Genomic DNA, 25,696 nt, shown 5'->3' on the forward strand with positions numbered 1-25,696 from the left:
GGCGTGTCCCTTTTTCGACGAACGCCAGGTCAGACGTCGATTTGGTAGGCGATCAGGCTGATGTGCGGGAACGGCCGCCAGTCCCGCTCGGCCAGACGCGCGAACCCGAGACGCTCGTAGAGCCGATGGGCGCTGCGCATCCCGTCGAGGCTGCTCAGCACGACCTTGCCGATGCCCAAGGCCCGCGCCCGATCGAGGACGGCCCGCGTCAGCGCTTCGCCGATGCCGCGCCCTCGAGCCGACGGCGCCACCGCGAGCATCCGGAACTCCAGCTCGCCGGGACGCGAGATTTCGGCGTAGGGCGACCCGGGCAGCACGACGGTCACCGTGCCGAGCACCTCACCCGTGTCGTCCACGGCGACAAGCACCTCGGCCTCCTCGGCCCGCCGCGCGATGTCGCGTAATTGCGCGTCATACCCGACGTCACCGGCCAGGTGACCATCGACGTCATAAGCCAGCACCGTGACCTCGCCCGCCGCGGCGTACTCCTCCGGCCGCGGCGGCCGGATCTCGACATCAACCATCCGAACCCCCAGTCTCTTCTTCGGCGGTCTCGTCGCCGGCGGGCAGCGCCACCTCCCGCGCCGCATCAGGGCCCCGCTCCAGCAGGACGCGGAAACCGGCTTCGTCCAGCACCGGCACCTTCAGCTGCACCGCCTTGTCGTATTTCGAACCAGGCGAGTCACCGACGACGACGAACGCGGTCTTCTTCGACACCGACCCGGCGGCCTTGCCGCCGCGAGCCATGATGACCTCCTTGGCCTCGTCGCGGGAGAACCCGTCGAGCGAGCCCGTCACCACGATCGACAAGCCTTCGAGGTTGCGCGGGATCGACTCATCGCGTTCCTCTTCCATCCGCACGCCGGCACGTCGCCATTTTTCGACGATCTCCCGGTGCCAGCCGACCTCGAACCACTCCCGCGTCGCGCGCGCGATGGTCGGGCCGACGCCGTCGACGTCCGCCAGCTCCTCTTCGGTCGCCTGCTCAATCCGCTCGATCGACCCGAACTCGCGCGCCAGCGCCTGGGCGGCGGTCGGCCCCACGTGCCGGATCGACAGCGCGACCAGCACCTTCCACAACGGCCGGTCCTTCGCGGCGTCCAGGTTGGCGAGCAGCTTTCGCGCGTTCGCCGACAACTCGCCCGCCTTGGTCCGGAACAGCTCGACCTCGGCGAGGCTGTCTTCGGTCAAATCGAAGACATCGCCTTCGTCGGCGACCACGCGCGCGTCGAGCAGCGCCACCGCCGCCTCGTACCCGAGGACCTCGATGTCGAAGGCGCCGCGCCCCGCCAGGTGGAAGAGCCGCTCCCGCAGCTGCGCCGGGCAGAACCGCGTGTTCGGGCAGCGGATGTCCTTGTCGCCTTCCTTCTCGTAGGCGAGCAAGGTGCCGCATTCCGGGCAGTGGGTGGGCATGACGAACTCGCGCTCGTCGCCCGTGCGCGCGTCGACCACCGGCCCGAGGACCTCGGGGATGACGTCACCGGCCTTCCGGATGACGATCCGGTCGCCGATCAGCACACCCTTGCGCTTGACCTCCTCCTGGTTGTGGAGCGTTGCCCTGGCCACGGTCGACCCCGCGACCTTGACCGGCTCGGTGACCGCGAACGGCGTCACCCGTCCGGTGCGGCCGACACCGACCTGGATGTCGAGCAGGGTGGTGATGGCCTCTTCCGGCGGGTACTTGTACGCGATCGCCCACCGCGGCGCGCGTGACGTCGTGCCCAGCCGCCGCTGCAACGCGACCTCGTCGACTTTGATGACCACGCCGTCGATCTCGTGCTCGGCATCGTGCCGGTGCTCACCCCAGTACGCGATGTGCGCGGTTAGCTCCTCGGCCGACGTCAGGACCTTGCTGTGCGGAGACACCGGGAGGCCCCACGCGGCCAGCGCCTCGTAGGCCTCCGATTGGCGCTGCGGCTCGAAGCCCTCGCGCTTGCCGAGCCCGTGGCAGATCAGCCGCAGCCGTCGTTCGCGGGTGATCTTCGGGTCCTTCTGCCGCAGCGAACCAGCCGCGGTGTTGCGCGGGTTCGCGTACGGCGGCTTGCCCGCTTCGACCATCTTCGCGTTCAGCTCGAGGAAGTCCTCGACGCGGAAGTAGACCTCGCCACGCACCTCGACCAGCGCGGGCACCGGGAACCGGTCGGTGCCGGTGAGCTTCTCGGGTACCTGGTCGAGCGTGCGGACGTTCAGCGTGACGTCCTCGCCGGTCCGGCCGTCACCCCGAGTGAGAGCGCGCGTGAGCTGTCCGTTTTCGTACAGCAGGTTGATCGCCAGGCCGTCGATCTTCAGCTCGGCGAGGAACTCGGTGCGCCCGACCTCTTTTTCGACACGCTCGAACCAGGCCAGGAACTCGTCGGTGTCGAAGACGTTGTCGAGGCTGAGCATGCGCTCGAGGTGGTCGTACGCGGTGAACTCGGTCGAGAACGTGCCGCCCACACGCTGGGTCGGCGACTCCGGCGTGACCAGCGCCGGGTGTTCGTCTTCGATCCGCTGCAGTTCGCCGAGCAGCTCGTCGAACTGCCCGTCGGAGATGATCGGCGAGTCCAGGACGTAGTAGCGGAACTGGTGGTCGCGCAGTTCCTCGGCGAGCGCGCCGTGCCGCTCGCGCACGTCGGCCGGGACGTCGGTGACGTCCTCGGCGGCCACCGGTGCGGCGACCGCCGCGACCTGGTCCTGGGGGAGTTCGGTGCTGCTCACGGGTGGTAACCCTAGTCGGGGGCACCGACATTTTCGTGCCCGCCGGCGTCCAGTCCGCGGACCAGTTCACGGAACTCCAGAAGGGTGATCGCCTCGGCCGGTTCGACCGCCGCGGTCTCCACGCGCCGTAGTCGTTCGGCGGCGAGCCGTTCACCCAATGTCGCGTCGAGCGGCAGGAACGTCATGGTCTGCCGGGTGGCGTCGTCGAGCTCACCGAAGCCGGGGTGGAAGACGGCGACGTCGACGACGTGCTCGGTTTCGTCGACTTGCGCGACAACGCGGATGTCGGCCAGCGAGATCCGGTGCTCGCCGAGGTTCACCGTGACCTCGGTCGGATCGGGCACCGGCGGAACCGAGTCGTGGTACTCCCAGATCGCGTCGTCGGGCGGCGCGGTGGCGCGCCACGCGTCCGTGAACGGCCGCACCTCCGGGTCCTCCTGCCCGGTGACGACCAGGGCGTAGATCGACTGCCGTCCCCGTTCGAGCGAAAAGTGCAAACGCGGGTGCAGCGCCTCGACGAGCTGGCAGAGCTCGTGCTCGACCCGGTGCGGCTCACCCTCGCCGAGTGCCGCGCTGACCATCGGCAGCAGGTCGAACCAGCCGACCCAGAACGCCTCCGCGGCCGCCGCCGGGTCGTCCGGCACGTGCTGCTCGGGCCACGCGGTGCGCGGGTCGGGCGGGTCGGTGTCGGTGTTCTTGCGGCGGAACAGGCGCATGGATCCTCGTTTGGTCGGCTTTCCCGACACGCTACTTGCCGGGCGCGGTCGACGTCGCCGGATTCGGTCACCAGCCCTCGGGCGGCTCCACGAAGGCCTTGCCGAGGTCGCGCGACAGCGAGAGGGCGCGGCGCATCCAGTCCGGCGTCGCACCGGCGAGTCCGCACGCGGGGGTCGGCACGGCGCGTTCGGCGAGGATGGCGCGGTTGAAGCCGAGCCGGTCGGCCAGCCGGAACGCCGGTTCGCCGACGTCCTTCAGGCTGGGCGGGGACGCGGGTGCCGTCGACGGGACCGCGCCGAGGAACAGCGTCGCGCCGCCGTCCCAGACCTCGCCGATCTCGTCGAGGAACTCGGCGGACGCGCCGTCGAGCGCGTTGAGGTCGAAGGCGAGGGCGTCCGCGCCGGCCTTGCGCAGGAGACCGAGCGGCGGTTTGGCGGCGCAGCAGTGCAGGATCACCGGTTGTTCCGTGATCGCCCGCGCGCCCTCGATCACCGTGGTGAGTAGGTCACGGGCCTCGGGTTCCGGCACGGCCGGGACGCTCCCGTATCCCGACGGCGTCGACAGCCCGCCGGCCAAGACCGCGGGCAGCGACGGCTCGTCGAACTGGACGACCACCGGCGCCCCGGTCCGGGCCCGCACTTCGGCGACGTGCCCGGCGAGGCCGTCCAGCAGCGACGACGTGAAGTCGCGCAGCGCACCGCGGTCGGTGAGCACGCGGTGGCCGCGGGGCAGCTCGATGCCGGCGCCGAGCGTCCACGGCCCGGCCAGCTGGATCTTGAAGACCGGCGGCGTGGCACCCGCCTTCTCGCGCGCTTCCTGCACGGCGTCGAGGTCCCAGCGGAGGAGGTCGACGGCCCGGCGGTGGTCGTGCCCGGGCCGGGCCGCGACCCGGTAGCCGCTCGGCACGACGTCGACGGCCAGGTCCACCAGTACCGCGGCGGTCCGGCCGAGCATGTCCGCCCCGACGCCACGAGCCGGCAGCTCGGGCAGGTGCGGGAAGTCGGGCAGCTCGCCGAACACGACCGCCGCGGCCTCCGCGGGGTCCGTGCCCGGCATCGAACCGATCGCCGTCGCGGCACCGCTGGGCCAAAGTCGCTCGTTCACGACCACCGATTCTGGTCGACCACCCGCCGACGACGCCGGGCGGGCCACCCCAGTGGAGTGGTGGAATGCCGACATTCGCCGCATTTCCTTGCAACGGCACCACGAGCGGGTCCGCGCGGATAGGCTGACCGGCCATGACGAGCTCGCCGCCGCAACCGGGCTGGTACCCCGACGCGCGGGACCCGCGCCTGCACCGCTGGTGGGACGGCCACGCCTGGACCGCCAACACCCGACCGGCCCAGCAGGTGCCGCCACCGAGCGACTCGGCCCCGATCGAGCTGGACATCGAGCGCGGCCACGATCCGGCGCGGATCCAGGCCCAGGTCGGCCGCGCGACCCGCGGCCGCGGCGGCGCGCACGGCGGAGGCGGGACGCTGTTCACCGAGCCCGTCCTGGTGGTCAACCAGCGCGCCAAGCTGATCGAGATGGCCAACGAGTTCGGCGTCTTCGACCAGCACGGCAACCGGCTCGGCGGCGTCGTCCAGGTCGGCCAGAGCGCGCTGAAGAAGGCGATCCGGCTGCTGACCAACTACGACCAGTTCCTGACCCACAAGTTCGAGGTCCGCGACGCGAACCACAGCACGGTGCTCAAGGTGACGCGGCCGGCCAAGGTGTTCAAGTCGCGCTTCCTCGTGACGAGGGCGGACGAGACACCGATCGGCGAGATCGTCCAGGAGAACGTCTTCGGCAAGATCCGGTTCGGTTTCGTCGTCGACGGCCGTTCGGTCGGCGGGATCTTCGCCGAGAACTGGCGGGCCTGGAACTTCTCGATCCGAGACCACACCGGCGCCGAGGTCGCGCGGGTGACCAAGACGTGGGGCGGGTTCCTCAAAGCCGCCTTCACCACAGCCGACAACTACGTCGTCGAGATCCCGCGCCCCTTGCCGGATCCGCTGGCCAGCATGGTGGTCGCCGCGGCCCTCACGATCGACACGGCCTTGAAGCAGGACACCGACTGAATCGAGTGACCGGTGTCTCATCTCCTCCAGGTGGACAGCGGGCCCGGCACGGCTCAGGGTGAATGAAGGCCGGGACACCGCAGTCTCGCCGGGACGGAGGTCACCGTGGAACCGTTGCCGGAAAGCAGCGACAGGAACTGGACCGAGCCCGGAATCTACGAGGTTTCGGCCGGCGTCTACCGGATCCCGTTGCCGCTGCCCAACGACGCGCTCCGCGCGGTAAACGTCTACGCGGTCACCGATGGCGAGAAGCTGGTCCTGGTCGACTCGGGCTGGGCGTTGACCGTGGCCAGGGAACAGCTCGCGAACGCGCTTTCCGGGATCGGCGCCGAGCTCGCCGACGTCGGCGAGTTTCTCGTGACCCACGTACACCGGGATCACTATTCGCAGGCCGTGGTCCTCCGCCGCGAGTTCGGCTCGAGGATCGCGCTCGGCCAGGACGAAGAGCCGTCGCTCAAGGCGTCCAACAACCCTGACCGGCTTCCCATGGAGGCCCAGGTCGACCTCTTGTACCAAGCCGGCGCCCGTGAAGTCGTCGAGGCACTGGCCCGCGAGTTCGGCACGGACCGGCGACACACCGAAGCCGACCTCTGGGAAGCGCCCGACGAATGGCTGACGCCGGGACCGCGTCCGATCCTGCCGGGTCGCGAGTTCGACGTCGTCGCCACTCCCGGGCACACAGCGGGCCATGTCGTCTTCGTGGACGACACAGCGGGCCTCCTGTTCTCCGGCGACCACGTGCTGCCGCACATCACGCCCTCGATCGGCTTCCAGCCCGTCCCGGCCGAGCTGCCGCTCAACGACTTCATCGACTCGCTCCGCCTGGTACGCGCGATGCCGGATCGCCGCATGCTTCCCGCACACGGTCCCGTGTCGGAAAGCGTGCACACACGAGTCGACGAGCTGCTGGACCACCACCGGCAACGCCTCGAGACAATGGGCTCGCAAATCGCGGCCGGCGCGAGCACCGCATACGAGGCGGCGAATCGCGTCGGCTGGACGCGACGCAACCGCAAACTGTCCGAAATGGACTCCTTCAACCAGATGCTCGCCGTACTCGAGACAGCGGCACACCTCGACCTGTTGGCGTCGCAGGGGAAATTGACCATCCAGGTCGTCGACGGGGTGCGCCACTACACGATGCCGTGACGTCGCCTCCGATCAGACACCGCGAGTAGTCGCCTCGTGGCGGCTATGACCACCACCCGCAGTCCTGCATACTGGGTGAAATGGATGTCATCAGGCGTGCCAGGGCAACGGACATCGAGGCGCTCGTGCGCTTGTTCGGCGCACCCGGCGAACCACTGGCAGCCGCCCTGCGCGAACTCATGACCACCCCGCACGTCACGCTCGTTGTCGCCGAAGACGACAACGGTGTCGCCGGTACCGCCCAGCTGACCGTGCTGCGAGGACTTGCCTGGGACGGCGCCACCCGCGGGCTCCTCGAAGGCATCCGCGCCGCCCGGCGCGGTGTCACGAGCGCACTCCTGACCTGGGGCATCGACGAAGCCCGCCGACGCGGCTGCACCCGTCTCCACCTGGATTCCGGCCTCGCTCGCGCCGATCTCCGCGACTTCTACGCACGCTTCGGTTTCGAGCACAGCTACCAGGGATTCACTCGCGCCCTGTGATACTGGCCCCGTGCCTGACTACTCCATCCGCAGAGCCCGACGCGAAGACATCGGCCCGATCGTGCGCATGCTCGCCGACGACCAGCTCGGCGCCACGCGAGACGATCCCGCCGACCTCGAGCCATACCTGCTCGCCTTCGACGAGATCGACGCGGACCCGCATCAGCTCCTGGTGGTCGTCGTGTCCGAGGACGAACCTGTCGGCACGTTGCAGCTGACGATCATTCCCGGTCTCGCCAGGCGCGGCGCACTCCGCGGTCAAATCGAGGCAGTGCGGATCCACGCCGACCACAGAGGTTCCGGGCTCGGCGCCGAACTCATACGTTGGGCGATCGAAGAGTCGCGGCGACGCGGATGCGCGCTCGTCCAGCTCACGTCGGACACCTCCAGGACTGGAGTGCACCGGTTCTACGAGCGCCTCGGATTCGTGCCGAGCCACACGGGTTTCAAGCTCAAGCTCTGACTGCTGACCAACTCGACACCTCACGCATCGTCGTCTATCCATATAGGACGTATGACGTTTCAAGGATCCCTCCCCGGATCTGTGGCGCGCGTACACGCACCCGCGTACGATTCCCAAACAATCGCCGGGAGTCAAGTCGCGAGCGTAGCGAAAGGACCGTTCGCGACGCTTCGTCACCCAATCTTCTGAATCTCGGTGACTTTCCTTGGCCGAGGCACGTACGGTCGCGCTCATGGCATCCTCACAAGCACTCCGCAAGCTCACTCCGGCGACCGCCGCCCGGAACACCAAGGGCGGGCGGACACTCACAGGTGCCCGCAGCGACCCGGATGCGTTGCGGCGCATGAAAGACGAACAGATAGTCACCCTCATCCGCGAGGCCGAAGCGGAGATTTCGAAGCTGCAGGCTGTTCAGCTAAGAGCGATCGCGGATCTGAGCGTGCGCCGGAGACGGGCGCCCGACACCGCATCGGAGGTCGCACTGGCGCTGTCTGTCACCGAACACCGTGCCAGCGCAATAGTTTCCGCGGCCAAGGCGCTGACCGACCGGCTTCCTCGGATGCTCAAACTCATGGGCGACGGCAAGCTCGACCTCTACCGTGCCATGAAAGTCACGGACGCGACGGCATGGCTCTCCGGCGACCATGCGCGAATCGTCGACACGACACTCGAAGACCGCGTGCCGGGACGGAACGCGGCCCAGGTCCGTCGAGCGGCGAGGTATGCGGCCGCGCAGGTCGATCCGGAGGGAGCCGCGCTTCGCGCCGAGGAACGGCTCGCCGAACGACGTCTGGCTCTGCACCACCACGACACCAGCGTGACTCGCTTGTCGATCACCAACATCCCGACGGAGAAGGCGACTGCGGCTTACACCCGAATCGACCAGGCGGCTCGGACGTTGAAGACCCTGAACGAGCCGCGCACTCTGGACCAGCTCCGAGCGGACGTCGCGATGGACCTGCTGCTCAGCGGCACGGGCGGCCCGAGCGAGCGCACTGAGGTGTTCCTGCACATCGACCTCGACACGTACCTCGGACTGAACGACTTCCCGACGCTATTGGTCGGCCGCGGACCCGTCACGGCTTCGGTGGCCCGCCGCATCATCAGCGGGTCCGACACGACACTGCGGCGAGTTCTCACCGATCCGCGGACCGGTCAGGCGATCGAGCTGTCCCCTTCGCGTTACCCCCTCGACCCGGCACACGACGAGTTCATCCGGGTCAGGGACCAGGAATGCCGACAGCCCGGGTGCACTCGTCCCGCGTTGAGGTGCAAGGTCGAGGCGACCCGGGCACAAGGCGAGGCCAAGCTCCGCGGATCAGCCGGTCACGTTCTGCTCGCGTCACCGCAAGCTAAAAGGCCAGCCTGGCTGGGACTACACGGCCAAGTCCGACGGCACGGTGAACGTCACGACACCGGCCGGCCGGGTGCACTCGACGACACCACCGTCGATGCGCCTTTGCCACAAGCGAACGAACCGTCTCCGCATCAGGCCTCGGACATGACGGAAGGTCAGCGCGTACCCGCGATCTTCGCGCTGCCCAGGACGATGTCGCCGCCCTCGGCGTCCGGACGGTAGAGAACGACGACCTGGCCAGGCGCGACTCCCCGAAGCGGTTCACGAAGGTGGACGGTCATGGCGTCGGAGTCCACGTCGGCGACCGCGTCGACGATTCCGCCGTGGGCCCGGACCTGGACCACGCACTCGGTCGGCTCGGTCAACGGGCGACCGCTGGGCCAGATCGCGCGATCGGCCTCGATCACCTTTACGCCGAGCCCGGATGCGGAACCGACCTTGACGGAACCGGACACCGGCTCGAGGGACAGAACGTACCGAGGACGGCCGTCCGGCGCCGGGGCGTCGATCCCGAGGCCCTTCCGCTGCCCGACAGTGAAGCCATGCACCCCGGTGTGGCGACCAAGGACCGCACCGGTTTCCGCGTCGACGAGCTCGCCGGGCCGCTGCCCCAGCCGGTTCTCGAGGAACTTCTTGGTGTCCCCGTCCGGGATGAAGCAGATGTCGTGGCTGTCCGGCTTGTTGGCCACGGACAGGCCTCGACGCTCCGCCTCCGCCCGCACCTCGGTCTTCCACGAGTCACCCAGCGGAAACATCGCGTGGCTGAGCTGTTCCGCGGTAAGGGAAGCAAGTACGTAGGACTGGTCCTTGCCACTGTCCGCGCTACGGCGCAGCTCAGGCACGCCGTCCACGACGGAGAGGCGCGCGTAGTGACCCGTCGCGACCGCGTCGAACCCTAGCGCCATCGCCTTTTCGAGCAGGGCTTCGAACTTGATCTTCTCGTTGCAGGTGACACAGGGATTCGGAGTGCGGCCGGCCGCGTACTCGCCGACGAAGGTCTCGACGACCTCTTCGGTGAAGCGCTCCGCGAAATCCCAGATGTAGAAAGGGATTCCCAGGATGTCGGCGGCCCGCCTGGCGTCATGCGAGTCTTCGATGGTGCAACACCCGCGCGAGCCGGTCCGCAGGGTGCCCGGTTTGGCCGACAGCGCCAGGTGCACGCCGACGACGTCGTGTCCGGCGTCGACCGCGCGTGCCGCGGCGACCGCCGAGTCCACTCCTCCGCTCATCGCGGCCAAAACCCGCATTGCCTTACACCTCTTGCTTCTGGGTCTGCTTGCGCATCCCAGCCAGGCCGGCCTGACGGGCGCGCGTGACGACACCGCCGATCTCGGCAGCCAATGCCTCGACGTCTTCGGCGGTGGATGTGTGTCCGAGGGAGAACCGGAGGGAGCCCCGGGCCGCGGCCGGGTCGGCACCCATGGCCAGCAGCACGTGGCTCGGCTGGGCCACCCCCGCCGTGCAGGCGGAGCCCGTCGAGCACTCGATGCCTTTGGCGTCGAGGAGCATCAGCAGGCTGTCGCCGGCGCACCCGGGGAACGTGAAGTGGGCGTGGCTGGGCAGCCGCTCGCCGTCGCCGCCGTTGAGGACCGCGTCCGGCACTTCGCGTCGGATGGCTTCGATGAGACCGTCGCGCAGTTCCTCGACGCGCTTCGCGTATTCGGTGCGCGTCGCGACGGCAGACCGCACGGCCGTTGCGAAACTGACGATCGCCGGCACGTCGAGGGTGCCCGAGCGGATGCTGCGTTCCTGTCCGCCGCCGTGCAGCAGGGGCGCGCAAGGCACGTCGCGGCCCAGCAACAGGGCTCCGACGCCGAACGGGCCGCCGAGCTTGTGCCCGGTAAGGGTGAGCGCTGCGGCGCCGCTGGCCGCGAAGTCGACCGGTACGGCGCCGACCGCCTGAACCGCGTCCGTGTGGAACGGCACGTCGAACTCGGCGCAGACCGCGGTCAGCTCGGCGATCGGGTTGACCGTGCCGACCTCGTTGTTGGCCCACATCACCGTCGCGAGGGCCACCGTGTCGGGGTTCTCGGCGATGGCCGCACGGAGGACGTCGGGCGAAACGCGGCCCTGGCTGTCCACGTCGAGCAGGACGATCTCGGCGCCGCCGTGGGCCTCGAGCCATTCGACCGTGTCGAGCACGGCGTGGTGCTCGGCCGCACCGCACAGGATGCGGCGACGCTGCTCCTGCTCATCACGCCGGGCCCAGTAGATGCCCTTGACCGCGAGGTTGTCGCTCTCCGTGCCGCCGCCGGTGAAGATCACCTCGGACGGCCGGGCGCCCAAGGCGTCGGCGATCGTTTCGCGCGCTTCCTCGACCATCCGCCGGGCGCGGCGGCCCGAAGAGTGCAGCGCGGAGGCGTTGCCCACGGTGGACAGCGCCTCGGTCATCGCCGCTATGGCTTCGGGCAACATCGGAGTGGTTGCCGCGTGGTCGAGATAGGTCATCGCCTTCTCAGGGTAGTCCGCTCCACCGCGTGACGAAGCCCACCCTGGCCCTCGAAGTGGGCTGTCACACCTTCGTCGGCCACCGGCCGGTCAGCCGGACGCCCAGCAGCGCGAGCGCCACCAAGGCCACCGTGAGCAGGGCCATCGCCGGGGACGGGGCCAGCACCGAGCCCACCACGCTGAGCAGAACCCCGCCCAGGCCGATGAGCAGCGCGGACCCCACCCAGTCCGCCAGCTGCACCGCCGAGGTGTTGAACCCGCGCTCGCCTTCCGGCGAATACCGGAGCAGGAGGACCGAAATCGCGGGCATCGCGATCCCCATACCGGCGCCCCCGACCGCGCAAGCCACGAATGCCGGCCAGGCGGGGAACCACGGTTGCGAGACCAGCCCGAAGCAGACCAACCCGGCCGCGACCAGCCAAAATCCCGTGCGCAGCGACGCCTCCCTCGACCAGTTGAGAAACCGGCCTTGCGCAGCGGACGCCGCCGACCAGCCCAAAGCCGTGATAGTCAGCGGGAGGCCCGCCAGCGCCGGGCTGTAGCCGTGGACCGCGCTCATCGTCAGGGGCAGATAGGCCTCCATCCCGGCATAAGCGCCGGCGATCAAGGCACGGGAGGCGACGACCGTCGGCAGGCCACGGCGCGACGACAGCGTCCCGACCGGCAGGAGCGTCCGCAGGGCGAAGCCCAAGGCCACGAGCCCGGCCGTGCCGTATGCCAACGAAAGGAGAGACTGGTGCTGGGCCGCCCACGTCAACGCGGCGACGCCGAGCGCGGCGATGATCGCCTGGGGTACGCCCGCGCGGCGGCCGCCCGAGGACGGCGCGTGCCTGGGCAACCGGCGGACGACGACCACCAGCATGACCAGGCCGACGACCACGAGCGGGACCAGCCCGAGGAACACCCAGCGCCAGCCGACGCTGACCGTCAGCACTCCGGCCACCGACGGCCCGATGACCGCCGGCAACACCCAGGCCGCCGCGTTCGCCGCGTAGATCACCGGGCGTTCCCGGTCGGTGAATGTCAACGCGATCAGCAGGGAGACCGACACCAGGAGCAGCCCGGAGCCGAAGCCCTGCATTGCGCGGCCGAGGAGGAACGTCGGCATTCCGTTCGCCGTCCCCGCGACGACCAGGCCGGCCGCGAACAGCACCGGACCCACGAGCAGCGCCGGTGCCGGGCCTCGACGGTCGCCGACCCGGCCCGAAAGCACCGTCGCGACCACGCTCGAAATCAGGAAGATCGTGAACGGCCACGAGTACAACGACAAGCCGTGGAGGTCGGCGACCAACGTCGGCATCGCCGTCGCGACACCCATGTTCTCGAAAGCGACCAAGGTGACCACGAGCAGCACCGCGATCGTCGTCAGCCGGTGTTCCGCGCTCCACAGGACACTTCGGCGACGAGGGGCCGAGTCGATCGTCGAGGTCATGATCGACAGCGTGCAACCTCGAGCCCCCTGGAGGTCAAGCGAATTCAGGCCGTGCGGTGCGCCACCGGTTCCAGCCGCAGGTCGCGGGCGAGCGCGGCGGCCTCGCCGCGGGAACTCACGTCCAGCTTGTCGAGGATGTTGCGCACGTGGAACTTGACCGTGTGCTCGCTGAGCTGCAGCTGCTCGGCGATCTGCCGGTTGCGCAGGCCTTGCGAAATTCCCGACAAGACCTCGAGCTCGCGCGGGTTGAGCCGGTCGAGGGGACGCAGCTCCGGCGGTTCGGCGACGCCGAGCGGGAGGACGGCGGTGATCGTCGTGCCCCAGCCGGGCACCGCGTCGACCTCCCAGTGGCCGCCGAGGGTCGTGAGGCGCTCGGTCAGTCCGCGGGCCGGGACCGCGTCGGCGACCTCGGGGCAGTCGTCGCGGACGGTGATCCGCAGGACCGGTCCGTCGACGCGCCATGACGCCCGCAGGCGCGTGGTCGCGGAACGGTCCAAGGCGGCGAGCACCAGGCCGCGCGTCAAGGTCCGCGCCGTGTGGGCGATGTCCTGCGGGAGGGACACATCACCGACCGGGTCGACGAGGTCGACGTCGACCTCCGTGTGCCGCACCAGGTCGGCGAGCTGCGTCTTGAGCAGGGAGAACGCGGCCGTTGTCGGTTCTTCGGACAGGGCCTGGTCGCGGTCGACGACACCCTTCAGCTCGAGCAGCGCGTCGGCGGCGAGGTCGACGGCCGTGCGGCGGGCGACGTTGTCGGCGAGGCGTCCGGAGCGGAGGACGGCCAGGAGAGTCGTCAAGGTCGCCGCGTGAGTTTGGCCGAGGTCGGTGATCGCCTGGGCTCGGGCGGTGGCCGCGGCGAGGTTGCTGGCCAGCATGTCCGGTCCGGGGTCGATCGCGCGCTGGCCCGCGTCGGTGCTGAGGACGTGCCACAGCCGCGCCGCCAGCTCCAGCTCGGCGCGCGGCGGCTCTGTGTTCTCCGGAACGACAACGAGTACGGAGCCCTTGCCGACGGGTGGCATCGACGCCAGCAGGACCAGCCGACGCTCGACGCCGCCCAGGACACCGTCGACGACCAGGGCCTTGCCCGGCTCGCCGCGGTCGGCCAGCCGTTGCAGTTCGGCGCTCGTGACCGTCCTGGTGATCGCCTCGTCGCCGACGACCTTGAGGGGGCTGCGCGGGCAGTCGCCGGACTGCATGGCGGCGGCGTGGTGCGGGATCAGCTTCCCCAGCTCGGCGGAGAACTGGCCGAGCACCCGCGGGCGCGGCGCCGACAGCAGCCGCTCGACGACGTCGAGCACGTGTCGCGGATTCGACCACGAGGCATCCATGGCGTCCAAGGTAGGCGCGTCGCCGGTCGGGCGGCCTGCTCGTCCGGCTAGTGAACACTGCTCGTCCGGGTGGTTCGGCGGTCCCGCCCGGCGGGTTGACTTCTGGGGAGAGGACATTCGAACACCGAAGGTCACGAATCCGAGGAGCGCAGAGACAACCATGCGAGCGATCACCTTCTCCGCATACGGCGGGCCGGACGTCCTGGAGCTGTCCGAGGTTCCGGTGCCGGAACCGGGCCCGGGACAGGTGCGGCTGGCCGTGCGGGCCGCCGGGGTCAACCCGATCGACTGGAAGATCCGCAACGGCTTCATGCAGCAGAACTTCCAGGTCGCTTTTCCGCACATCCCCGGTCTCGAGATGGCCGGGGTCGTCGACGCCGTCGGCGAGGGCGCGGACGTCGCCGTCGGGGACGAGGTCTTCGGCTGGTCCGAGACCGGCGCGTACGCCGAGTACGCCCTGGCGAAGACGGTGGCGCCGAAGCCCGCGAACCTGTCCTGGGCGGACGCGGCGGCGCTGCCCGTCGCCGGGGAGACGGCGCTTCGCGTCCTCGGTCTGCTCGATGTCGGAAAAGGCGACACGGTGCTGATCCACGGCGCCAGCGGCACGGTCGGCCGGTTCGCCGCGCAGGTCGCCGTCGCGAAGGGCGCGACCGTCGTCGGGACCGGGGGCAGCCGCAGCCTCGATGACCTCAAGGCGCTCGGTGTCGTGCCCGTGCTCTACGGCGACGGCTGGGTGGAGCGGGTGCGCGAGGCCGCGCCCGGGCCGATCGACGCCGTTTTCGACGCCGCCGGGCACGGGGTGCTGCCGGGGTCGATCGAGCTGCGGGGCGGCAAGGACAGGATTGTCACCATCGCCGACGGTGCCGCCTTCGAGCTGGGCGTCCCGTTCTCGAGTGGCGGTGAGCAGACGCGCGAGGTGCTGACCGGGATCGCCGGTTGGGTCACCGACAGCGGGGTCGGCATCGCGCAGGGCAAGACTTATCCGCTGGTGGAGGCGGCCGCCGCGCAGATCGAGAGCGAGAACGGGCACCCCGGCGGGAAGCTCACGATCGCCGTCAGCTGACGTGTCGCAAAACCGAACACACGGGTAAGGGCCGGTCATCGGCAGGAAGATGGCAGGCCCGCAACCCGGGCCCGTCGCCGGATCGCGGCGACCGGGCCCGGATCACTTCGCGGGAGGCGAAGCCAGTTGGCGGCGCGGCGCCCGACGGCGCCGCTGAGCCGGGATCCGCACCGTGCCCAGCGCGGAATGGACCGCCGCCTCGGCGAGGTCGGCCAGCTCGCGGCGGGTCTCCGCGCGGCCGGGAGCGATTTCCGGGCAGATGTGGATTTCCAGGACCAGCCCGCGCAGCGCCGCGACCCGGCGGAGCGACGCGATCAGCGACTCCGGCCCGATGAACGCCGGGCGGCTCGTCTCGCGGCCGTCGGCGAGGCGGTACCGCAGTGCGATCGGGCGCACCGGGACGCCGCCGTCGATGGCCGCCTGGAACGTCGCCGTCGTGAAGCGGCCGGACGCCAGGCCGCACCACGTCGTGCCCTCCGGCGTGACGCTCACCAGGGAGCCCGTCCGCAGCGCGTCGGCCAGCGACGCCATCGTCGCGGGCAACGTCGTCAGCCGTTCGCGGTCGAGGAAGATGCTGCCGCCGCGGCGGACCAGGCCGCCCAGCACCGGCCAGCCCGCGATCTCCGTCTTGGCCAGCGCACGCATCGGCCGCAGCGCGTTGATCGCGACGATGTCGAGCCACGAGATGTGGTTGCTGACCACCAGCGCGCCACGCCCGGCGGGCGCGGTCAGGAAGTCGTCGCCGCCGTGGACGTCGAGCCGAACGCCGAACGCGCGCAGCACGCCGCGGAAGATCAGCCGGACCAGACGTTGCCGGACGGGCGCCACCAGCAGCACCGGCGTCGCGAGCATGGCCGAAAAAACGACCACGATCGCCGCGGTGAAGCGCAGGACCCGCCGGGGGAAGCCGACCGTCGGGTCGCCGTCGGTCAGGCAGCCGTCGCCGCACGGCGACGCGGGCATCCACGCGTGGCTCATCCCTGGACCCCGAGGAAGAACTTCAGGTACCGCTCGTCGACGTTGTGCAGGTCCAGGACGACGAAGAAGTCCGCGACGCCGAAGTCGACGTCCAGCGCGGGCGGGCCGTACGCTTTGGCGCCGAGCCGGACATACCCCTTGATCAGCGGCGGCAGCGTGGCGCGCGCCGGGCGTTCGACGCCCGAGGCGTCCCACGGGATCAGCGGGGAGACGCGCGTGGCCTCGTCCGCGTAGTGCTTGGTGCGCAGGACGTCCCACACGCCGGCGGCGAAGGATCCGCCGTCGACCAGGGGGACCGACGCGCACCCGGCGAGGTAGCGGTGGCCGGAAAGCAGCATGTAGCGGGCGATCCCGGCCCAGACCAGGCTGACGACGGCGCCGCTGCGGTGGTCCTGGTGCACGCACGAACGGCCGGTCTCGACCAGTGACGGCCGCAGACCCTCGATCGCGCTCAGGTCGAATTCGCTGTCGGCGTAGAGCTTCCCGGCCTGGACGGCCCGCTCCGGCGGCAGCATCCGGTAGCAGCCGACGATTTCGCCCGTGTTGTCGTCTCGGACGACAAGGTGGTCGCAGAACTCGTCGAACTCGTCGACGTCGAGTCCGGGCCGCGGCGAGTGCAGGCGCGCGCCCATTTCCTCGGCGAAAACCTGGTGACGCAGCTTCTGCGCGGCGACCACTTCTTCGTTCGCGTGGGCGACGAGAAGGGAGTACCGGGGAGCGTCCGCGGGGAGCTCGACACCCGCCTGATCAGTGCTGACGAGGAGCTGTGACGTCGTCATGGTCAAGGTGTACCCGCGCGTTGGAAGCCGCGGAGAGTGCCATCCGATGACCGATTAGTGCACGTTCAGTTAATGGCGGGTTCTCAGGCTTCTCTCAGGTCCCGGAAACGCGCGAAGAGCCTCCCGGGAAGTCCCGGGAGGCCCTTCGAACGGGAAATCAGCCCTTGCGCTTCTCGACCGCTTCGGTCAGCTGCGGCGCGACGTTGAACAGGTCGCCGACGATGCCGAAGTCGGCGATCTCGAAGATCGGCGCCTCCGGGTCCTTGTTGACGGCGATGATCGTCTTCGACGTCTGCATGCCGGCGCGGTGCTGGATCGCGCCTGAGATGCCGAGCGCGATGTACAGCTGCGGCGACACGGTCTTGCCGGTCTGGCCCACCTGGAACTGCGCCGGGTAGTAGCCGGAGTCGACGGCCGCACGCGACGCGCCGACGGCCGCGCCGAGCGAGTCGGCCAGCTTCTCGACGACGTCGAACTTCTCCGCCGAGCCGACACCGCGGCCACCGGAGACCACGATCGAGGCCTCGGTGAGCTCCGGACGGTCACCGCCGGTCACCGGCTCGACGCCGGTGATCTTGGTGGCTTTCGCCGCGTCGACGGCGGGGATCTCGACGGTCTCTTCGGCCGCTGCGCCCTCGGCGGGCTCGGCCTCGACCGCGCCCGGGCGGATGGACACGACGGGCGCGCCCTTCGCGGACTTGGACTTGACCGAGAACGCGCCACCGAAGATGGACTGGTCGATGACACCGTCGCCGTTGACGCCCACGGCGTCGTAGATCAGGCCGGAGCCCAGGCGCACGGCCAGGCGGGCGGCGACCTCCTTGCCCTCACCGCTGGCGGTGACGAGCACGGCGGCCGGGGACGCCTGCTGCGCGAGCGCGGCGAGCACGTCCACCTTGGGCGTGACCAGGTAGTTCGCGGCGTCGTCGCCTTCGGCGACATAGACCTTGGCGGCGCCGTGCGAGGCCAGCGCCTGCTTCGCCTTGGCGGCGGTGCCGGTCGGGCCGACGACGACGGCCGACGGCTCACCGAGCGCGCGGGCGGCGGTCAGCAGCTCGAGCGTGACCTTCTTGACCTCACCGTCGACGTGGTCGACGAGGACGAGTACTTCAGCCATTGTTCTACTTCCTCCTCGAACCGTTGTCAGATGAGCTTCTGGCCGACCAGGTACTCGGCGACCTTGGTGCCGCCGTCGCCCTCGTCCTCGACCTTCTCGCCGGCGGTGCGCGGCGGCTTCGGCGAGGATTCGGTCACCGTGGACCACGCGTTGGCCAGGCCGACCTCGCCCGCGTCGATGCCCAGGTCGGCGACGGTGAACGTCTCGACCGGCTTCTTCTTCGCGGCCATGATGCCCTTGAAGGACGGGTAGCGCGGCTCGTTGATCTTCTCGCCGACGCTGACCACGGCGGGCAGGTTCGCCTCGAGGTGGGTGAGGCCGTCCTCGGTCTCGCGCACGGCCTTGATCGTCGAGCCCTCGACGGTGACCTCGCGGGCGTAGGTGACCTGCGGCAGGCCCAGCAGCTCGGCGAGGATCGCCGGGACGGCGCCACCGCGGCCGTCGGACGACTCGTTGCCGGCGATGATCAGGTCGTAGCCCTCGACCTTGCCGATCGCGGCGGCGAGCACCTTGGCGGTGGCGATCGCGTCGGAGCCGTGCAGCGCCTCGTCGGAGACGTGGATGGCCTTGTCGGCGCCCATGGACAGGGCCTTGCGGATGGCGTCGGTCGCGCGGTCCGGGCCCACCGAGATCACGGTGACCTCGCCCTCGCCGGCTTCCTTGATCTTCAGCGCCTCTTCGACGGCCTTCTCGTTGATCTCGTCGAGCACGGCGTCGGCGGATTCGCGGTCAAGGGTGTGGTCGGACCCGTTGAGCTTCCGCTCCGAGTAGGTGTCCGGTACCTGCTTGACCAGGACAACGATGTTGGTCATGGGTCTGCTTCGACCTCCCGGTTCATGGCCCGCGGACGACCACGGGTCAGTGCTCTACTGGCCGGTAGATTAGGGCCAATCGGCGCGCAGGACCCGCCGAGGTGACGCCATTCACCTGGATGCGCAATTTAGTGGGACCATCGTCCCGGTAGTCGACCGGTTACCCCACCCGAACTGCCGTTCGTCCGATCGGACCAACCACGGCCTACTCGCAGTGGGTGTCAGGCATTAACCTCCCCCACCATGCCCGCGCGCATCGCCGTCATCACCGACTCGAGCTCCTGCCTGCCCGACCTCGTCGCCTCCCGCTGGGCCATCGGAGTCGTCCAGATCCAGCTGAACCTGGGTGGTCACTTCGACGACGAAAACCGCTTCGACCGCGGTGACGTGATCGAAGCCTTGAGAGCCGGACAGGTCCTGACCACTTCGCCCCCGGATCCGGGGGCGTTCTTCTGGACGTACCAGGAAGCGGCCGCCTCGGGCGCGACCGCCATCGTCAGCATCCACATCTCCGGCCGCATGTCCGACACCGTCCGCGCCGCGCGGGAAGCCGCGCAGCAGGTCCGCATCCCCGTGCACGTCCTCGACAGCCGCACCACCGGCATGAGCCTCGGGTTCGCCGCGATCTCGGCGGCCCGGGCGGCCGCGGCCGGCGGGGACGCCGGCCGCGTCATCGAAGCCGCCGAACGACGGTGCGCCACCAGCACCGAGTTCATCTACGTCGACACGCTGGAGTACCTCCGCCGCGGCGGGCGGATCGGCGCCGCGCAGGCGATGCTCGGCACGGCGTTCTCGATCAAGCCGCTGCTCACGGTCAAAGACGGCGAAGTCGCGCCGCTGGCCCGCGTCCCCGGCACGCGCCGGGCGCTGGCCAAGATGGTCGACCTCGCGGTCAAGAAGTCCGGCGGCTTCCGCGCCGACATCGCCGTGACCCGGTTCGGCGCCAGCGACCACGAGCTCGAGATCGGCAGGCAGATCGAACGCCGGGTGCCCGCGATGGCCGAGAGCATGGTCGTCGAAGCGAGCACGGTCATCGGCGCGCACCTCGGCCCGGGCGCGCTCGGCATCACGGTGTCGCCGGTGAACTGACCCGGCGCCCGGGAATGACCAGCAGGACGAGCGGCACCACCACGGTGAGCCCCGTCGCCAGGATGATCAGGACCTGGTCGGTTGTCGCGAAATGCGACACGTGCCCGAGGTGGTAGACGAAGTGCGGCACGCTGTAGAGCAGACCTGCGACCGACGCCAGCCGGGCCGCGGCTGTGGTGCCGATCACGGCGGCGCCGATCAGCGTCGCCGCGAGGGCCAGGGTGAGGCTGCCGAAGTCGCGCAGGAGGTGCTCGTTGAAGGGGCCGTCCATCGAGACCCAGCCCGTGCGGAAGCCGGGAAAGTCCTGGTAGAAGCCGGTCGGCGTGATCAGCGGCCACAAGCCGACCGGTACCTCGACCAACCCGAAGACGACGAGCAGTACGCGGGTGATTGTCCGTTGCATGACCACGGAACGAGACGGCCGCGCCGGACGTGACACCCGCTATGGTCGCGCAGGTGACCACCCCAGCCACCCGGGCCGAGGCGCTGCACCTGACCGGCGAACGGACCGTCCCCGGCATCCCCGAGGAAAATTACTGGTTCAGGCGCCACGAAGCCGCGTACGCCGCCCTGCTCCCGTACTGCGCGAACGCGACGGTGCTCGAAGCCGGCTGCGGTGAGGGCTACGGCGCCGGGCTCATCGCCACCACGGCCCGCCGGGTGCTCGCGCTCGACTACGACGTGCCGACCACCGAGCACGTCGCCCGCCGCTACCCCGGCGTGTCCGTTTCGCGAGCAAACCTGGCGTACCTGCCGGTGCGCGACGCCGCGATCGACGTCGTCGCGAACTTCCAGGTCATCGAGCACCTGTGGGATCAATCCGGGTTCCTCGCCGAGTGCCACCGGGTGCTGCGGCCGGGTGGCCGGATTTTGGTCACGACGCCGAACCGGCTGACGTTCACCCCGGACAGCGACACCCCGCTGAACCCGTTCCACACCCGTGAGCTGGCGCCGGCCGAGCTGGCCGGGCTGCTCACCGACGCCGGGTTCGAGGTCGAGACCCTGCACGGCCTGCACCACGGCGCGCCTGTCCGAAAACTCGACGAACGCTACGGCGGGTCGATCATCGACGCCCAGCTCGACGTCGTCATGGGCGAGCTGCCCGGGCAGGCCGTCTGGCCGGAGGCGCTGCTGGCCGACGTCGCCGCGATCGATGTCCACGGATTCGACATCCACGGCGACGACCTCGACGCGAGCCTCGACCTGGTCGCCGTGGCGGTGCGCCGATGAGCGAGGGGACCTTCTGCCTGGTCGTGCACAGCCACCTGCCGTGGCTGCCGCACCACGGGAGCTGGCCGGTCGGCGAAGAATGGCTCTACCAGGCGTGGGCGCATTCCTACCTGCCGATGGTCGAGCTGCTCGAACGGTTCGCCGCCGAAGGACGCCGGGACGTCCTGACGCTCGGGGTGACCCCGGTGCTCGCCGCGCAGCTCGACGACCCGTACAGCATCCGCGCGTTCCACGACTGGCTCGGCCACTGGCAGCTGCGCGCCCAGCACGCGTCGACGCTTTGGCGGGAGGATCCGATCCTTCGCGAGCTGGCGGCGGCCGAGCACCGGACCGCCGTGCGCGCGGCCGAGGAACTCGGCACCCGGTGGCGGCACGGCTTCTCCCCCATCCTGCGGTCCTTGGTCGACAATTCGACCATCGAACTGCTCGGCGGGCCGCTGGCGCACCCGTTCCAGCCGCTGCTCGACCCGCGGGTGCGGAAGTTCGCGCTGGACCACGGGCTCGCCGACACGGCACTGCGGCTGGGGTCGCGCCCCGAAGGGATTTGGGCGCCCGAGTGCGGCTACGCGCCTGGCATGGAAAAGGACTACGCGGCGGCGGGCGTGCGGCGGTTCCTGGTCGACGGCCCGTCGCTGCGCGGCGAGACGTTCGCCGCGCGGCCTGTCGGCGAAACCGACGTGCTCGCGTTCGGCCGGGACCTCGAGGTCACGTACCGCGTCTGGTCGCCGAAGGCCGGATACCCCGGGCACGCCGCCTACCGCGACTTCCACACCTGGGCCCACGAGGTCGGGCTCAAGGCGTCGCGCGTCACCGGGAAAACGGTCGAGCCGCCGGACAAGGCGCCGTACGACCCGTCGCTCGCCGCCGACGTGCTGGGGCTGCACGTCAAGGACTTCGTCGACACGGTCGTGACGCGGCTGCGTTCTCTGAAAAAGCGACACGGCCGCAAGGCGCTCGTGGTCGCCGCGTACGACACGGAGCTGTTCGGGCACTGGTGGCACGAAGGACCGGCCTGGCTCGAAGGCGTGCTGCGCGCGTTGCCCGAGGCGGGCGTCCGGGTGACGACATTGAAGGGCGCGGCGGAAGCGGGGCACGTCGGCGAGCCGATCGACCTGCCGTCCTCCTCGTGGGGCTCGGGCAAGGACTGGCGCGTCTGGGACGGCGAGCAGGTCAAGGACATGGTCGACGCCAACGCGGCGCTGCAGCGACGGCTCCTCGACCTCGTGGCCGATTTGCCGACAACGGCCCGGGACACCGTCGCCGACCAGGCGGTGGCCGAGGCGATGCTCGCTTTGGAGAGCGACTGGGCGTTCATGGTCACGAAGGACTCGGCGGCGGACTACGCGCGGCGCCGCGCGGCGGTGCACACCGAGCGCTTCGACGCGTTGGCCCGGTTGCTGCGCAGCGGCGACCGGGCGCGGGCCGAGGAGCTGGCCGCCGCCTACCGCGCCGACGACGGACCGTTCGGGCACCTCGACGCCCGGGCACTGAAGCACGACTGAAAGGGACTCACGCGATGGGGATCCACGAAATTCCGCTCAAGACGCTCGACGGCCAGGACACGACGCTGGGCTCGCTCGCGGGCAAGGCGTTGCTCGTGGTCAACGTCGCGTCGAAGTGCGGCCTGACCCCGCAGTACTCCGGCCTCGAGCGGCTGCAGGAACGCTTCGGCGGCCAGGGCTTCTCCGTTGTCGGTTTTCCGTGCAACCAGTTCGCCGGGCAGGAGCCGGGCAGCGCGGAGGAGATCCAGACGTTCTGCTCGACGACCTACGGCGTCACGTTCCCGCTGTTCGAGAAGATCGACGTCAACGGCGAGAACCGCCACCCGCTCTACGCCGAGCTGACCGAGAAGGCCGACGCCGAGGGCGCGGCAGGCGACGTCCAGTGGAACTTCGAGAAGTTCCTCGTCGGCGCCGACGGCGAGGTCCTCGCCCGGTTCCGGCCGCGCACCGAGCCGGAGGACGAGGCGGTCGTCAAGGCGATCGAAGCCGCACTGCCCGCGTGAGCCGACCGGTGTCGCGCCGGGCCCCGCACCCGGCGCGGCACCGTCACAGGCCGAACTGCTCGCGGCCGACGGCGTTGAGGTCGTCTAGCGTGGCGCGGCCGGTCCAGTTCACCTCGTAGTCCTCGGGCGCGAAATCGCCGGGGCTCTTGCCGGCCAGGAACGCGCGGCCGCATTGTTCGGCATACGCGGCGTTCTTCGCACAATGCGGGCTCGCGGGGATGTACATGACGTTTCCCCAGCGCTCCGGATTCGTGCCGTCGGCGACCGCGTGGATGACGTCGCCGTGCCACCACACCGTGTCGCCCGGTTCGACATCCGGGATCGAAGTCAGCGCGGGCAGCAGGACGTCGTGGTACTTGTCGCCGACCGGGAGCGCCTGGCCGTTGACCGCGCCGCAGAGATCGTCGTCGGGGATGTCGTCCTGAAGGGCGCGAAGGAGGACGTACGCGATTGCCGACGGGATCGGCACCACGTGCAGCACGCCGTCGCCTTGCCGCATTTCCGACAACGCCGTCCAGCCCTGGAAGGTGCGGAAGGCCGAGCACATGACCGTGGACGGATATTCGTCCACTTCGGTGCGGTAGGCGCCGTCCCACGGGTCGTAGGCATGCCAGTCGCCGGCGAAGACGTGCCGGAAAACCTGCTGGTAGGCGGGCAGCAGCCAGCGCTCGACCGAGCCTGAGTCGGTGTGGGCGGACAGGCCGAGCGACGCCGACCCGGGCGCGCGGCGGCGGATGCGGTCCGGGTAGGCCGTGTCGCGATCGGGGTCGAACCAGACGCGGCCCTCGGACTCGTGCCGCCAGAAGGAGTTGAGGAACCGGCGGACGGCGACCATGTTCTCGTGCTGACGGGCCTGGATCTGCGGCTTCGACCAGTAGACGGGGTAGATCTGGGGCTGACTGGAAGCGAGCCCGGCGAAGACGTCGTCGGCCGGGCCCTGGTAGGTGCCTGCGAAGTCGTTGTCGGCGAGGTACGCGGCCAGCTCGGCGTCCCAGGCTTCGGCCGTTTCGCGCGCGAAGGTGCCTTTGACGACGGCGCACCCGCGGCGACGGATGGCGTCGCTCGTCTTCGGCGAGACCGTCCCGTCGGCGATGTCGCGAAAGCGGACAACGGGGAAAGCGTCCTGGTCAGCGGCGACCGCGTCCACCTCCCGGCGCATCCACTCCCGGACTTCGGCGAACACGCCGGCGACGTCGCCGATCCGCGCCCGCAGCTCCTGCTTGCTCCGCGAGATGGCCTCGGACATGTTCGCGGGCAGCTCTGTGGTGGTCATCGGTGTCCTCCGCGTTTTGGTTAGGACTCCTTACTAGAATGGCCCGGCTACGGTAACCCGTGTCCGTCCCCCGCGACAAGAGGTGCGATGTCCGACCCCGACCGGCCGCTCCCGCGCCTGGCGATGCTGCGGGCCATGACCGACCGCGCGGTGCTCGACCACGTTTTCGTCCACGGCCGGACCACTCGCGCCGAACTGGCCGCTACCACCGGGATCTCGAAGCCGACGATCTCCGAATCGGTCCGTCGGCTGGAGACGGCGGGCGCGCTCCGGGCCACCGGCACCGACCAGACCGGCCGCCGCGGCCGGATCGCGACGTTCTACGAGCTCGCCGCCGACGCCGGCCGGGTGGTCGCCGCGGAGGTGAACCAGGAAGGCATCCGCACGGTGACGACCGACCTGACCGGGACGGTCCTGGCCACCGAGCGGCACCCACCGGACGGGCGGCCGATGACTGCGGCCGTCTGGGACGCCGTCACCGTCGCGGGCAGAGCCGGGTCGGGTCCGGTGCGGGCGACCGCGATCTCGGTGGCCAACCCGGTCGACCCGGTCACGCACGAAGTCGTCGCGCTGCCGGGGTCGCCGTTTCCCGAGGGGACGCTGCGGGCCGGTGAACTCGGCCGGGACGTCCTGCTCGACAACGACGTCAACTTCTCCGCGCTGGCCGAACGCCGGGAGGGCGCGGCGCGGGCGGCGAAGAGCTTCGCGTACGTCTATATCGGCGCGGGGCTCGGCGTCAGCCTCTATGTCGGCGACCAACTGGTCCGGGGCGCGCACGGCCTGGCGGGCGAGATCGGCTACCTGGACAGCTCGGGCTCGACGCTCGCCGACACGCTGGCCGGGCAGGGGTTCGGCCGCGCCGACGCGCCCTCGCTCGACGTTGTCGCGATTTTGGACACGCTCGACGCGGCGGCGAGCGGGGACGCCGTGGCCGCGGATCGGCTACGGCTGCTCGGCACGACGCTCGGCCGGGCGGTGGCCGCGATCTGCACGATCGTCGACCCGGATCTCGTGCTGCTCGGCGGCCCGGCCGGGACCAGGCCGGGGCTCGTGGCCGAAATTCGGAGAACGGTCGGCGAGGTCGCGCCCGGGCCGGTCAGGGTGGAGGCCGGGCGGGTGACGGACTCGGCCGCCCTGCGCGGCGCTCTGTTGTCGGCGCTCGACCACGGGCGCGATGGCCTGGTCAGGGCCGTCTCCGAAAATTGACCACGGCC

General features: G+C 70.2%; 25 protein-coding genes. 11 read left to right on the forward strand and 14 right to left on the reverse strand.

The genetic code is table 11. The features are described from left to right. Nucleotides 1-29: 29 nt before the first annotated feature. The 4 genes from QP939_RS02490 to QP939_RS02505 all read right to left on the reverse strand — a co-directional run bounded on the left by QP939_RS02490 (nucleotide 30) and on the right by QP939_RS02505 (nucleotide 4,518). Nucleotides 30-524, reverse strand: a complete 495-nt coding sequence (locus QP939_RS02490; RefSeq protein ID WP_285454863.1) for a GNAT family N-acetyltransferase — start codon at nucleotides 522-524, stop codon at nucleotides 30-32. Beyond that, nucleotides 517-2,697, reverse strand: coding sequence for an NAD-dependent DNA ligase LigA (gene ligA / locus QP939_RS02495; protein WP_285454864.1), 2,181 nt, complete (start codon nucleotides 2,695-2,697; stop codon nucleotides 517-519). Before ligA ends, QP939_RS02490 begins: the two co-directional genes overlap by 8 nt. An 11-nt stretch (nucleotides 2,698-2,708) precedes the next feature. Then, entirely contained in the window at nucleotides 2,709-3,413 is a 705-nt protein-coding gene (locus QP939_RS02500) for a hypothetical protein (protein ID WP_285454865.1), read from the reverse strand. Between the two features lie 67 nt (nucleotides 3,414-3,480). Further along, nucleotides 3,481-4,518, reverse strand: a complete 1,038-nt coding sequence (locus QP939_RS02505) for a methionine synthase (protein ID WP_285454867.1) — start codon at nucleotides 4,516-4,518, stop codon at nucleotides 3,481-3,483. Nucleotides 4,519-4,652: 134 nt separating this feature from the next. Between QP939_RS02505 and QP939_RS02510 the strand changes: the two genes are divergently transcribed. The 5 genes from QP939_RS02510 to QP939_RS02530 all read left to right on the forward strand — a co-directional run bounded on the left by QP939_RS02510 (nucleotide 4,653) and on the right by QP939_RS02530 (nucleotide 9,150). Further along, nucleotides 4,653-5,477, forward strand: a complete 825-nt coding sequence (locus QP939_RS02510) for an LURP-one-related family protein (protein WP_285454868.1) — start codon at nucleotides 4,653-4,655, stop codon at nucleotides 5,475-5,477. A 105-nt stretch (nucleotides 5,478-5,582) separates the two neighbouring features. Then, nucleotides 5,583-6,626 (forward strand): MBL fold metallo-hydrolase, encoded by a 1,044-nt coding sequence (locus tag QP939_RS02515; protein ID WP_285454869.1) that lies wholly within the window; start codon nucleotides 5,583-5,585, stop codon nucleotides 6,624-6,626. 80 nt (nucleotides 6,627-6,706) lie between these two features. Then, complete coding sequence (locus QP939_RS02520; protein WP_285454870.1) at nucleotides 6,707-7,108, forward strand: GNAT family N-acetyltransferase; 402 nt, start codon at nucleotides 6,707-6,709, stop codon at nucleotides 7,106-7,108. Nucleotides 7,109-7,118: 10 nt separating this feature from the next. After that, nucleotides 7,119-7,571 carry a GNAT family N-acetyltransferase gene (locus QP939_RS02525; RefSeq protein ID WP_285454871.1) on the forward strand — a complete coding sequence of 151 codons (453 nt, stop codon included), beginning with the start codon at nucleotides 7,119-7,121 and terminating at the stop codon, nucleotides 7,569-7,571. A gap of 232 nt (nucleotides 7,572-7,803) precedes the next feature. Further along, on the forward strand, nucleotides 7,804-9,150 hold the full coding sequence (locus QP939_RS02530; protein ID WP_285454872.1) for a DUF222 domain-containing protein: 1,347 nt from the start codon (nucleotides 7,804-7,806) through the stop codon (nucleotides 9,148-9,150). On the opposite strand, the gene mnmA is transcribed toward QP939_RS02530, so the two are convergent. From mnmA to QP939_RS02550, 4 genes are all read right to left on the reverse strand, one after another. After that, the gene (gene mnmA / locus QP939_RS02535) at nucleotides 9,084-10,175 is read right to left on the reverse strand and encodes a tRNA 2-thiouridine(34) synthase MnmA (RefSeq protein WP_285459621.1); all 1,092 of its coding nucleotides are present in this window, start codon (nucleotides 10,173-10,175) and stop codon (nucleotides 9,084-9,086) included. The genes QP939_RS02530 and mnmA overlap by 67 nt on opposite strands. 4 nt (nucleotides 10,176-10,179) lie before the next feature. Continuing rightward, nucleotides 10,180-11,376 carry a cysteine desulfurase family protein gene (locus QP939_RS02540; protein WP_285454873.1) on the reverse strand — a complete coding sequence of 399 codons (1,197 nt, stop codon included), beginning with the start codon at nucleotides 11,374-11,376 and terminating at the stop codon, nucleotides 10,180-10,182. 64 nt (nucleotides 11,377-11,440) lie between these two features. Further along, nucleotides 11,441-12,808 (reverse strand): MFS transporter, encoded by a 1,368-nt coding sequence (locus tag QP939_RS02545; protein ID WP_285454874.1) that lies wholly within the window; start codon nucleotides 12,806-12,808, stop codon nucleotides 11,441-11,443. 44 nt (nucleotides 12,809-12,852) lie between these two features. Continuing rightward, the gene (locus tag QP939_RS02550; RefSeq protein ID WP_285454875.1) at nucleotides 12,853-14,136 is read right to left on the reverse strand and encodes a helix-turn-helix transcriptional regulator; all 1,284 of its coding nucleotides are present in this window, start codon (nucleotides 14,134-14,136) and stop codon (nucleotides 12,853-12,855) included. 160 nt (nucleotides 14,137-14,296) lie between these two features. On the opposite strand from QP939_RS02550, the gene QP939_RS02555 reads away from it, so the two are divergent. Continuing rightward, nucleotides 14,297-15,199: an NADP-dependent oxidoreductase gene (locus QP939_RS02555; RefSeq protein WP_285454877.1), complete on the forward strand. Its 903-nt coding sequence runs from the start codon at nucleotides 14,297-14,299 to the stop codon at nucleotides 15,197-15,199. Between the two features lie 102 nt (nucleotides 15,200-15,301). Here the strand turns inward: QP939_RS02555 and QP939_RS02560 are convergent, their stop codons facing one another. The 4 genes from QP939_RS02560 to QP939_RS02575 form a co-directional block, all read right to left on the reverse strand. Beyond that, on the reverse strand, nucleotides 15,302-16,177 hold the full coding sequence (locus QP939_RS02560; RefSeq protein ID WP_285454878.1) for a lysophospholipid acyltransferase family protein: 876 nt from the start codon (nucleotides 16,175-16,177) through the stop codon (nucleotides 15,302-15,304). After that, nucleotides 16,174-16,956 (reverse strand): GNAT family N-acetyltransferase, encoded by a 783-nt coding sequence (locus QP939_RS02565; protein ID WP_285454879.1) that lies wholly within the window; start codon nucleotides 16,954-16,956, stop codon nucleotides 16,174-16,176. Before QP939_RS02565 ends, QP939_RS02560 begins: the two co-directional genes overlap by 4 nt. Before the next feature lie 157 nt (nucleotides 16,957-17,113). Continuing rightward, entirely contained in the window at nucleotides 17,114-18,073 is a 960-nt protein-coding gene (locus QP939_RS02570; RefSeq protein ID WP_086861595.1) for an electron transfer flavoprotein subunit alpha/FixB family protein, read from the reverse strand. A 26-nt stretch (nucleotides 18,074-18,099) separates the two neighbouring features. Continuing rightward, nucleotides 18,100-18,885, reverse strand: coding sequence for an electron transfer flavoprotein subunit beta/FixA family protein (locus QP939_RS02575; protein WP_285454880.1), 786 nt, complete (start codon nucleotides 18,883-18,885; stop codon nucleotides 18,100-18,102). A gap of 243 nt (nucleotides 18,886-19,128) precedes the next feature. On the opposite strand from QP939_RS02575, the gene QP939_RS02580 reads away from it, so the two are divergent. After that, nucleotides 19,129-19,974 carry a DegV family protein gene (locus QP939_RS02580; RefSeq protein WP_285454881.1) on the forward strand — a complete coding sequence of 282 codons (846 nt, stop codon included), beginning with the start codon at nucleotides 19,129-19,131 and terminating at the stop codon, nucleotides 19,972-19,974. Here the strand turns inward: QP939_RS02580 and QP939_RS02585 are convergent. Further along, on the reverse strand, nucleotides 19,952-20,377 hold the full coding sequence (locus tag QP939_RS02585; RefSeq protein ID WP_285454882.1) for a hypothetical protein: 426 nt from the start codon (nucleotides 20,375-20,377) through the stop codon (nucleotides 19,952-19,954). The genes QP939_RS02580 and QP939_RS02585 overlap by 23 nt on opposite strands. A gap of 53 nt (nucleotides 20,378-20,430) precedes the next feature. Here QP939_RS02585 and QP939_RS02590 point away from each other — a divergent pair, with 53 nt between their 5' ends. From QP939_RS02590 to QP939_RS02600, 3 genes are read left to right on the forward strand one after another with little or no spacing between them, the layout of a single operon-like run. Further along, a complete protein-coding gene (locus QP939_RS02590; protein ID WP_285454883.1) occupies nucleotides 20,431-21,204 on the forward strand; it encodes a class I SAM-dependent methyltransferase in 774 nt (257 codons plus the stop codon). After that, entirely contained in the window at nucleotides 21,201-22,706 is a 1,506-nt protein-coding gene (locus QP939_RS02595; protein ID WP_285454884.1) for a 1,4-alpha-glucan branching protein domain-containing protein, read from the forward strand. The genes QP939_RS02590 and QP939_RS02595 overlap by 4 nt, the downstream gene beginning before the upstream one ends. Before the next feature lie 14 nt (nucleotides 22,707-22,720). Next, nucleotides 22,721-23,209 carry a glutathione peroxidase gene (locus QP939_RS02600; protein ID WP_285454885.1) on the forward strand — a complete coding sequence of 163 codons (489 nt, stop codon included), beginning with the start codon at nucleotides 22,721-22,723 and terminating at the stop codon, nucleotides 23,207-23,209. 43 nt (nucleotides 23,210-23,252) lie between these two features. Here the strand turns inward: QP939_RS02600 and QP939_RS02605 are convergent, their stop codons facing one another. After that, nucleotides 23,253-24,482 carry a YbiU family protein gene (locus QP939_RS02605; RefSeq protein WP_285454886.1) on the reverse strand — a complete coding sequence of 410 codons (1,230 nt, stop codon included), beginning with the start codon at nucleotides 24,480-24,482 and terminating at the stop codon, nucleotides 23,253-23,255. An 87-nt stretch (nucleotides 24,483-24,569) separates the two neighbouring features. Between QP939_RS02605 and QP939_RS02610 the strand changes: the two genes are divergently transcribed. Continuing rightward, the gene (locus tag QP939_RS02610) at nucleotides 24,570-25,688 is read left to right on the forward strand and encodes an ROK family transcriptional regulator (RefSeq protein WP_285454887.1); all 1,119 of its coding nucleotides are present in this window, start codon (nucleotides 24,570-24,572) and stop codon (nucleotides 25,686-25,688) included. Nucleotides 25,689-25,696: the final 8 nt, after the last annotated feature.

Origin of the sequence: Amycolatopsis nalaikhensis, from assembly GCF_030264295.1 — a bacterium.
GTDB lineage: Bacteria > Actinomycetota > Actinomycetes > Mycobacteriales > Pseudonocardiaceae > Amycolatopsis > Amycolatopsis nalaikhensis.

Excerpts from the sequence above, each read along its gene's own strand:
- QP939_RS02600 (WP_285454885.1), top strand. The coding sequence starts at position 22,721 with ATGGGGATCCACGAAATTCCGCTCAAGACGCTCGACGGCCAGGACACG.
- QP939_RS02575 (WP_285454880.1), bottom strand. The coding sequence starts at position 18,885 with ATGACCAACATCGTTGTCCTGGTCAAGCAGGTACCGGACACCTACTCG.
- QP939_RS02490 (WP_285454863.1), bottom strand. The coding sequence starts at position 524 with ATGGTTGATGTCGAGATCCGGCCGCCGCGGCCGGAGGAGTACGCCGCG.
- QP939_RS02585 (WP_285454882.1), bottom strand. The coding sequence starts at position 20,377 with ATGCAACGGACAATCACCCGCGTACTGCTCGTCGTCTTCGGGTTGGTC.
- QP939_RS02520 (WP_285454870.1), top strand. The coding sequence starts at position 6,707 with ATGGATGTCATCAGGCGTGCCAGGGCAACGGACATCGAGGCGCTCGTG.
- QP939_RS02540 (WP_285454873.1), bottom strand. The coding sequence starts at position 11,376 with ATGACCTATCTCGACCACGCGGCAACCACTCCGATGTTGCCCGAAGCC.
- QP939_RS02565 (WP_285454879.1), bottom strand. The coding sequence starts at position 16,956 with ATGACGACGTCACAGCTCCTCGTCAGCACTGATCAGGCGGGTGTCGAG.
- QP939_RS02555 (WP_285454877.1), top strand. The coding sequence starts at position 14,297 with ATGCGAGCGATCACCTTCTCCGCATACGGCGGGCCGGACGTCCTGGAG.
- QP939_RS02550 (WP_285454875.1), bottom strand. The coding sequence starts at position 14,136 with ATGGATGCCTCGTGGTCGAATCCGCGACACGTGCTCGACGTCGTCGAG.
- QP939_RS02500 (WP_285454865.1), bottom strand. The coding sequence starts at position 3,413 with ATGCGCCTGTTCCGCCGCAAGAACACCGACACCGACCCGCCCGACCCG.
- QP939_RS02610 (WP_285454887.1), top strand. The coding sequence starts at position 24,570 with ATGTCCGACCCCGACCGGCCGCTCCCGCGCCTGGCGATGCTGCGGGCC.
- QP939_RS02510 (WP_285454868.1), top strand. The coding sequence starts at position 4,653 with ATGACGAGCTCGCCGCCGCAACCGGGCTGGTACCCCGACGCGCGGGAC.
- QP939_RS02595 (WP_285454884.1), top strand. The coding sequence starts at position 21,201 with ATGAGCGAGGGGACCTTCTGCCTGGTCGTGCACAGCCACCTGCCGTGG.
- QP939_RS02530 (WP_285454872.1), top strand. The coding sequence starts at position 7,804 with ATGGCATCCTCACAAGCACTCCGCAAGCTCACTCCGGCGACCGCCGCC.
- QP939_RS02605 (WP_285454886.1), bottom strand. The coding sequence starts at position 24,482 with ATGACCACCACAGAGCTGCCCGCGAACATGTCCGAGGCCATCTCGCGG.
- QP939_RS02570 (WP_086861595.1), bottom strand. The coding sequence starts at position 18,073 with ATGGCTGAAGTACTCGTCCTCGTCGACCACGTCGACGGTGAGGTCAAG.
- mnmA (WP_285459621.1), bottom strand. The coding sequence starts at position 10,175 with ATGCGGGTTTTGGCCGCGATGAGCGGAGGAGTGGACTCGGCGGTCGCC.
- QP939_RS02545 (WP_285454874.1), bottom strand. The coding sequence starts at position 12,808 with ATGACCTCGACGATCGACTCGGCCCCTCGTCGCCGAAGTGTCCTGTGG.
- QP939_RS02560 (WP_285454878.1), bottom strand. The coding sequence starts at position 16,177 with ATGAGCCACGCGTGGATGCCCGCGTCGCCGTGCGGCGACGGCTGCCTG.
- QP939_RS02580 (WP_285454881.1), top strand. The coding sequence starts at position 19,129 with ATGCCCGCGCGCATCGCCGTCATCACCGACTCGAGCTCCTGCCTGCCC.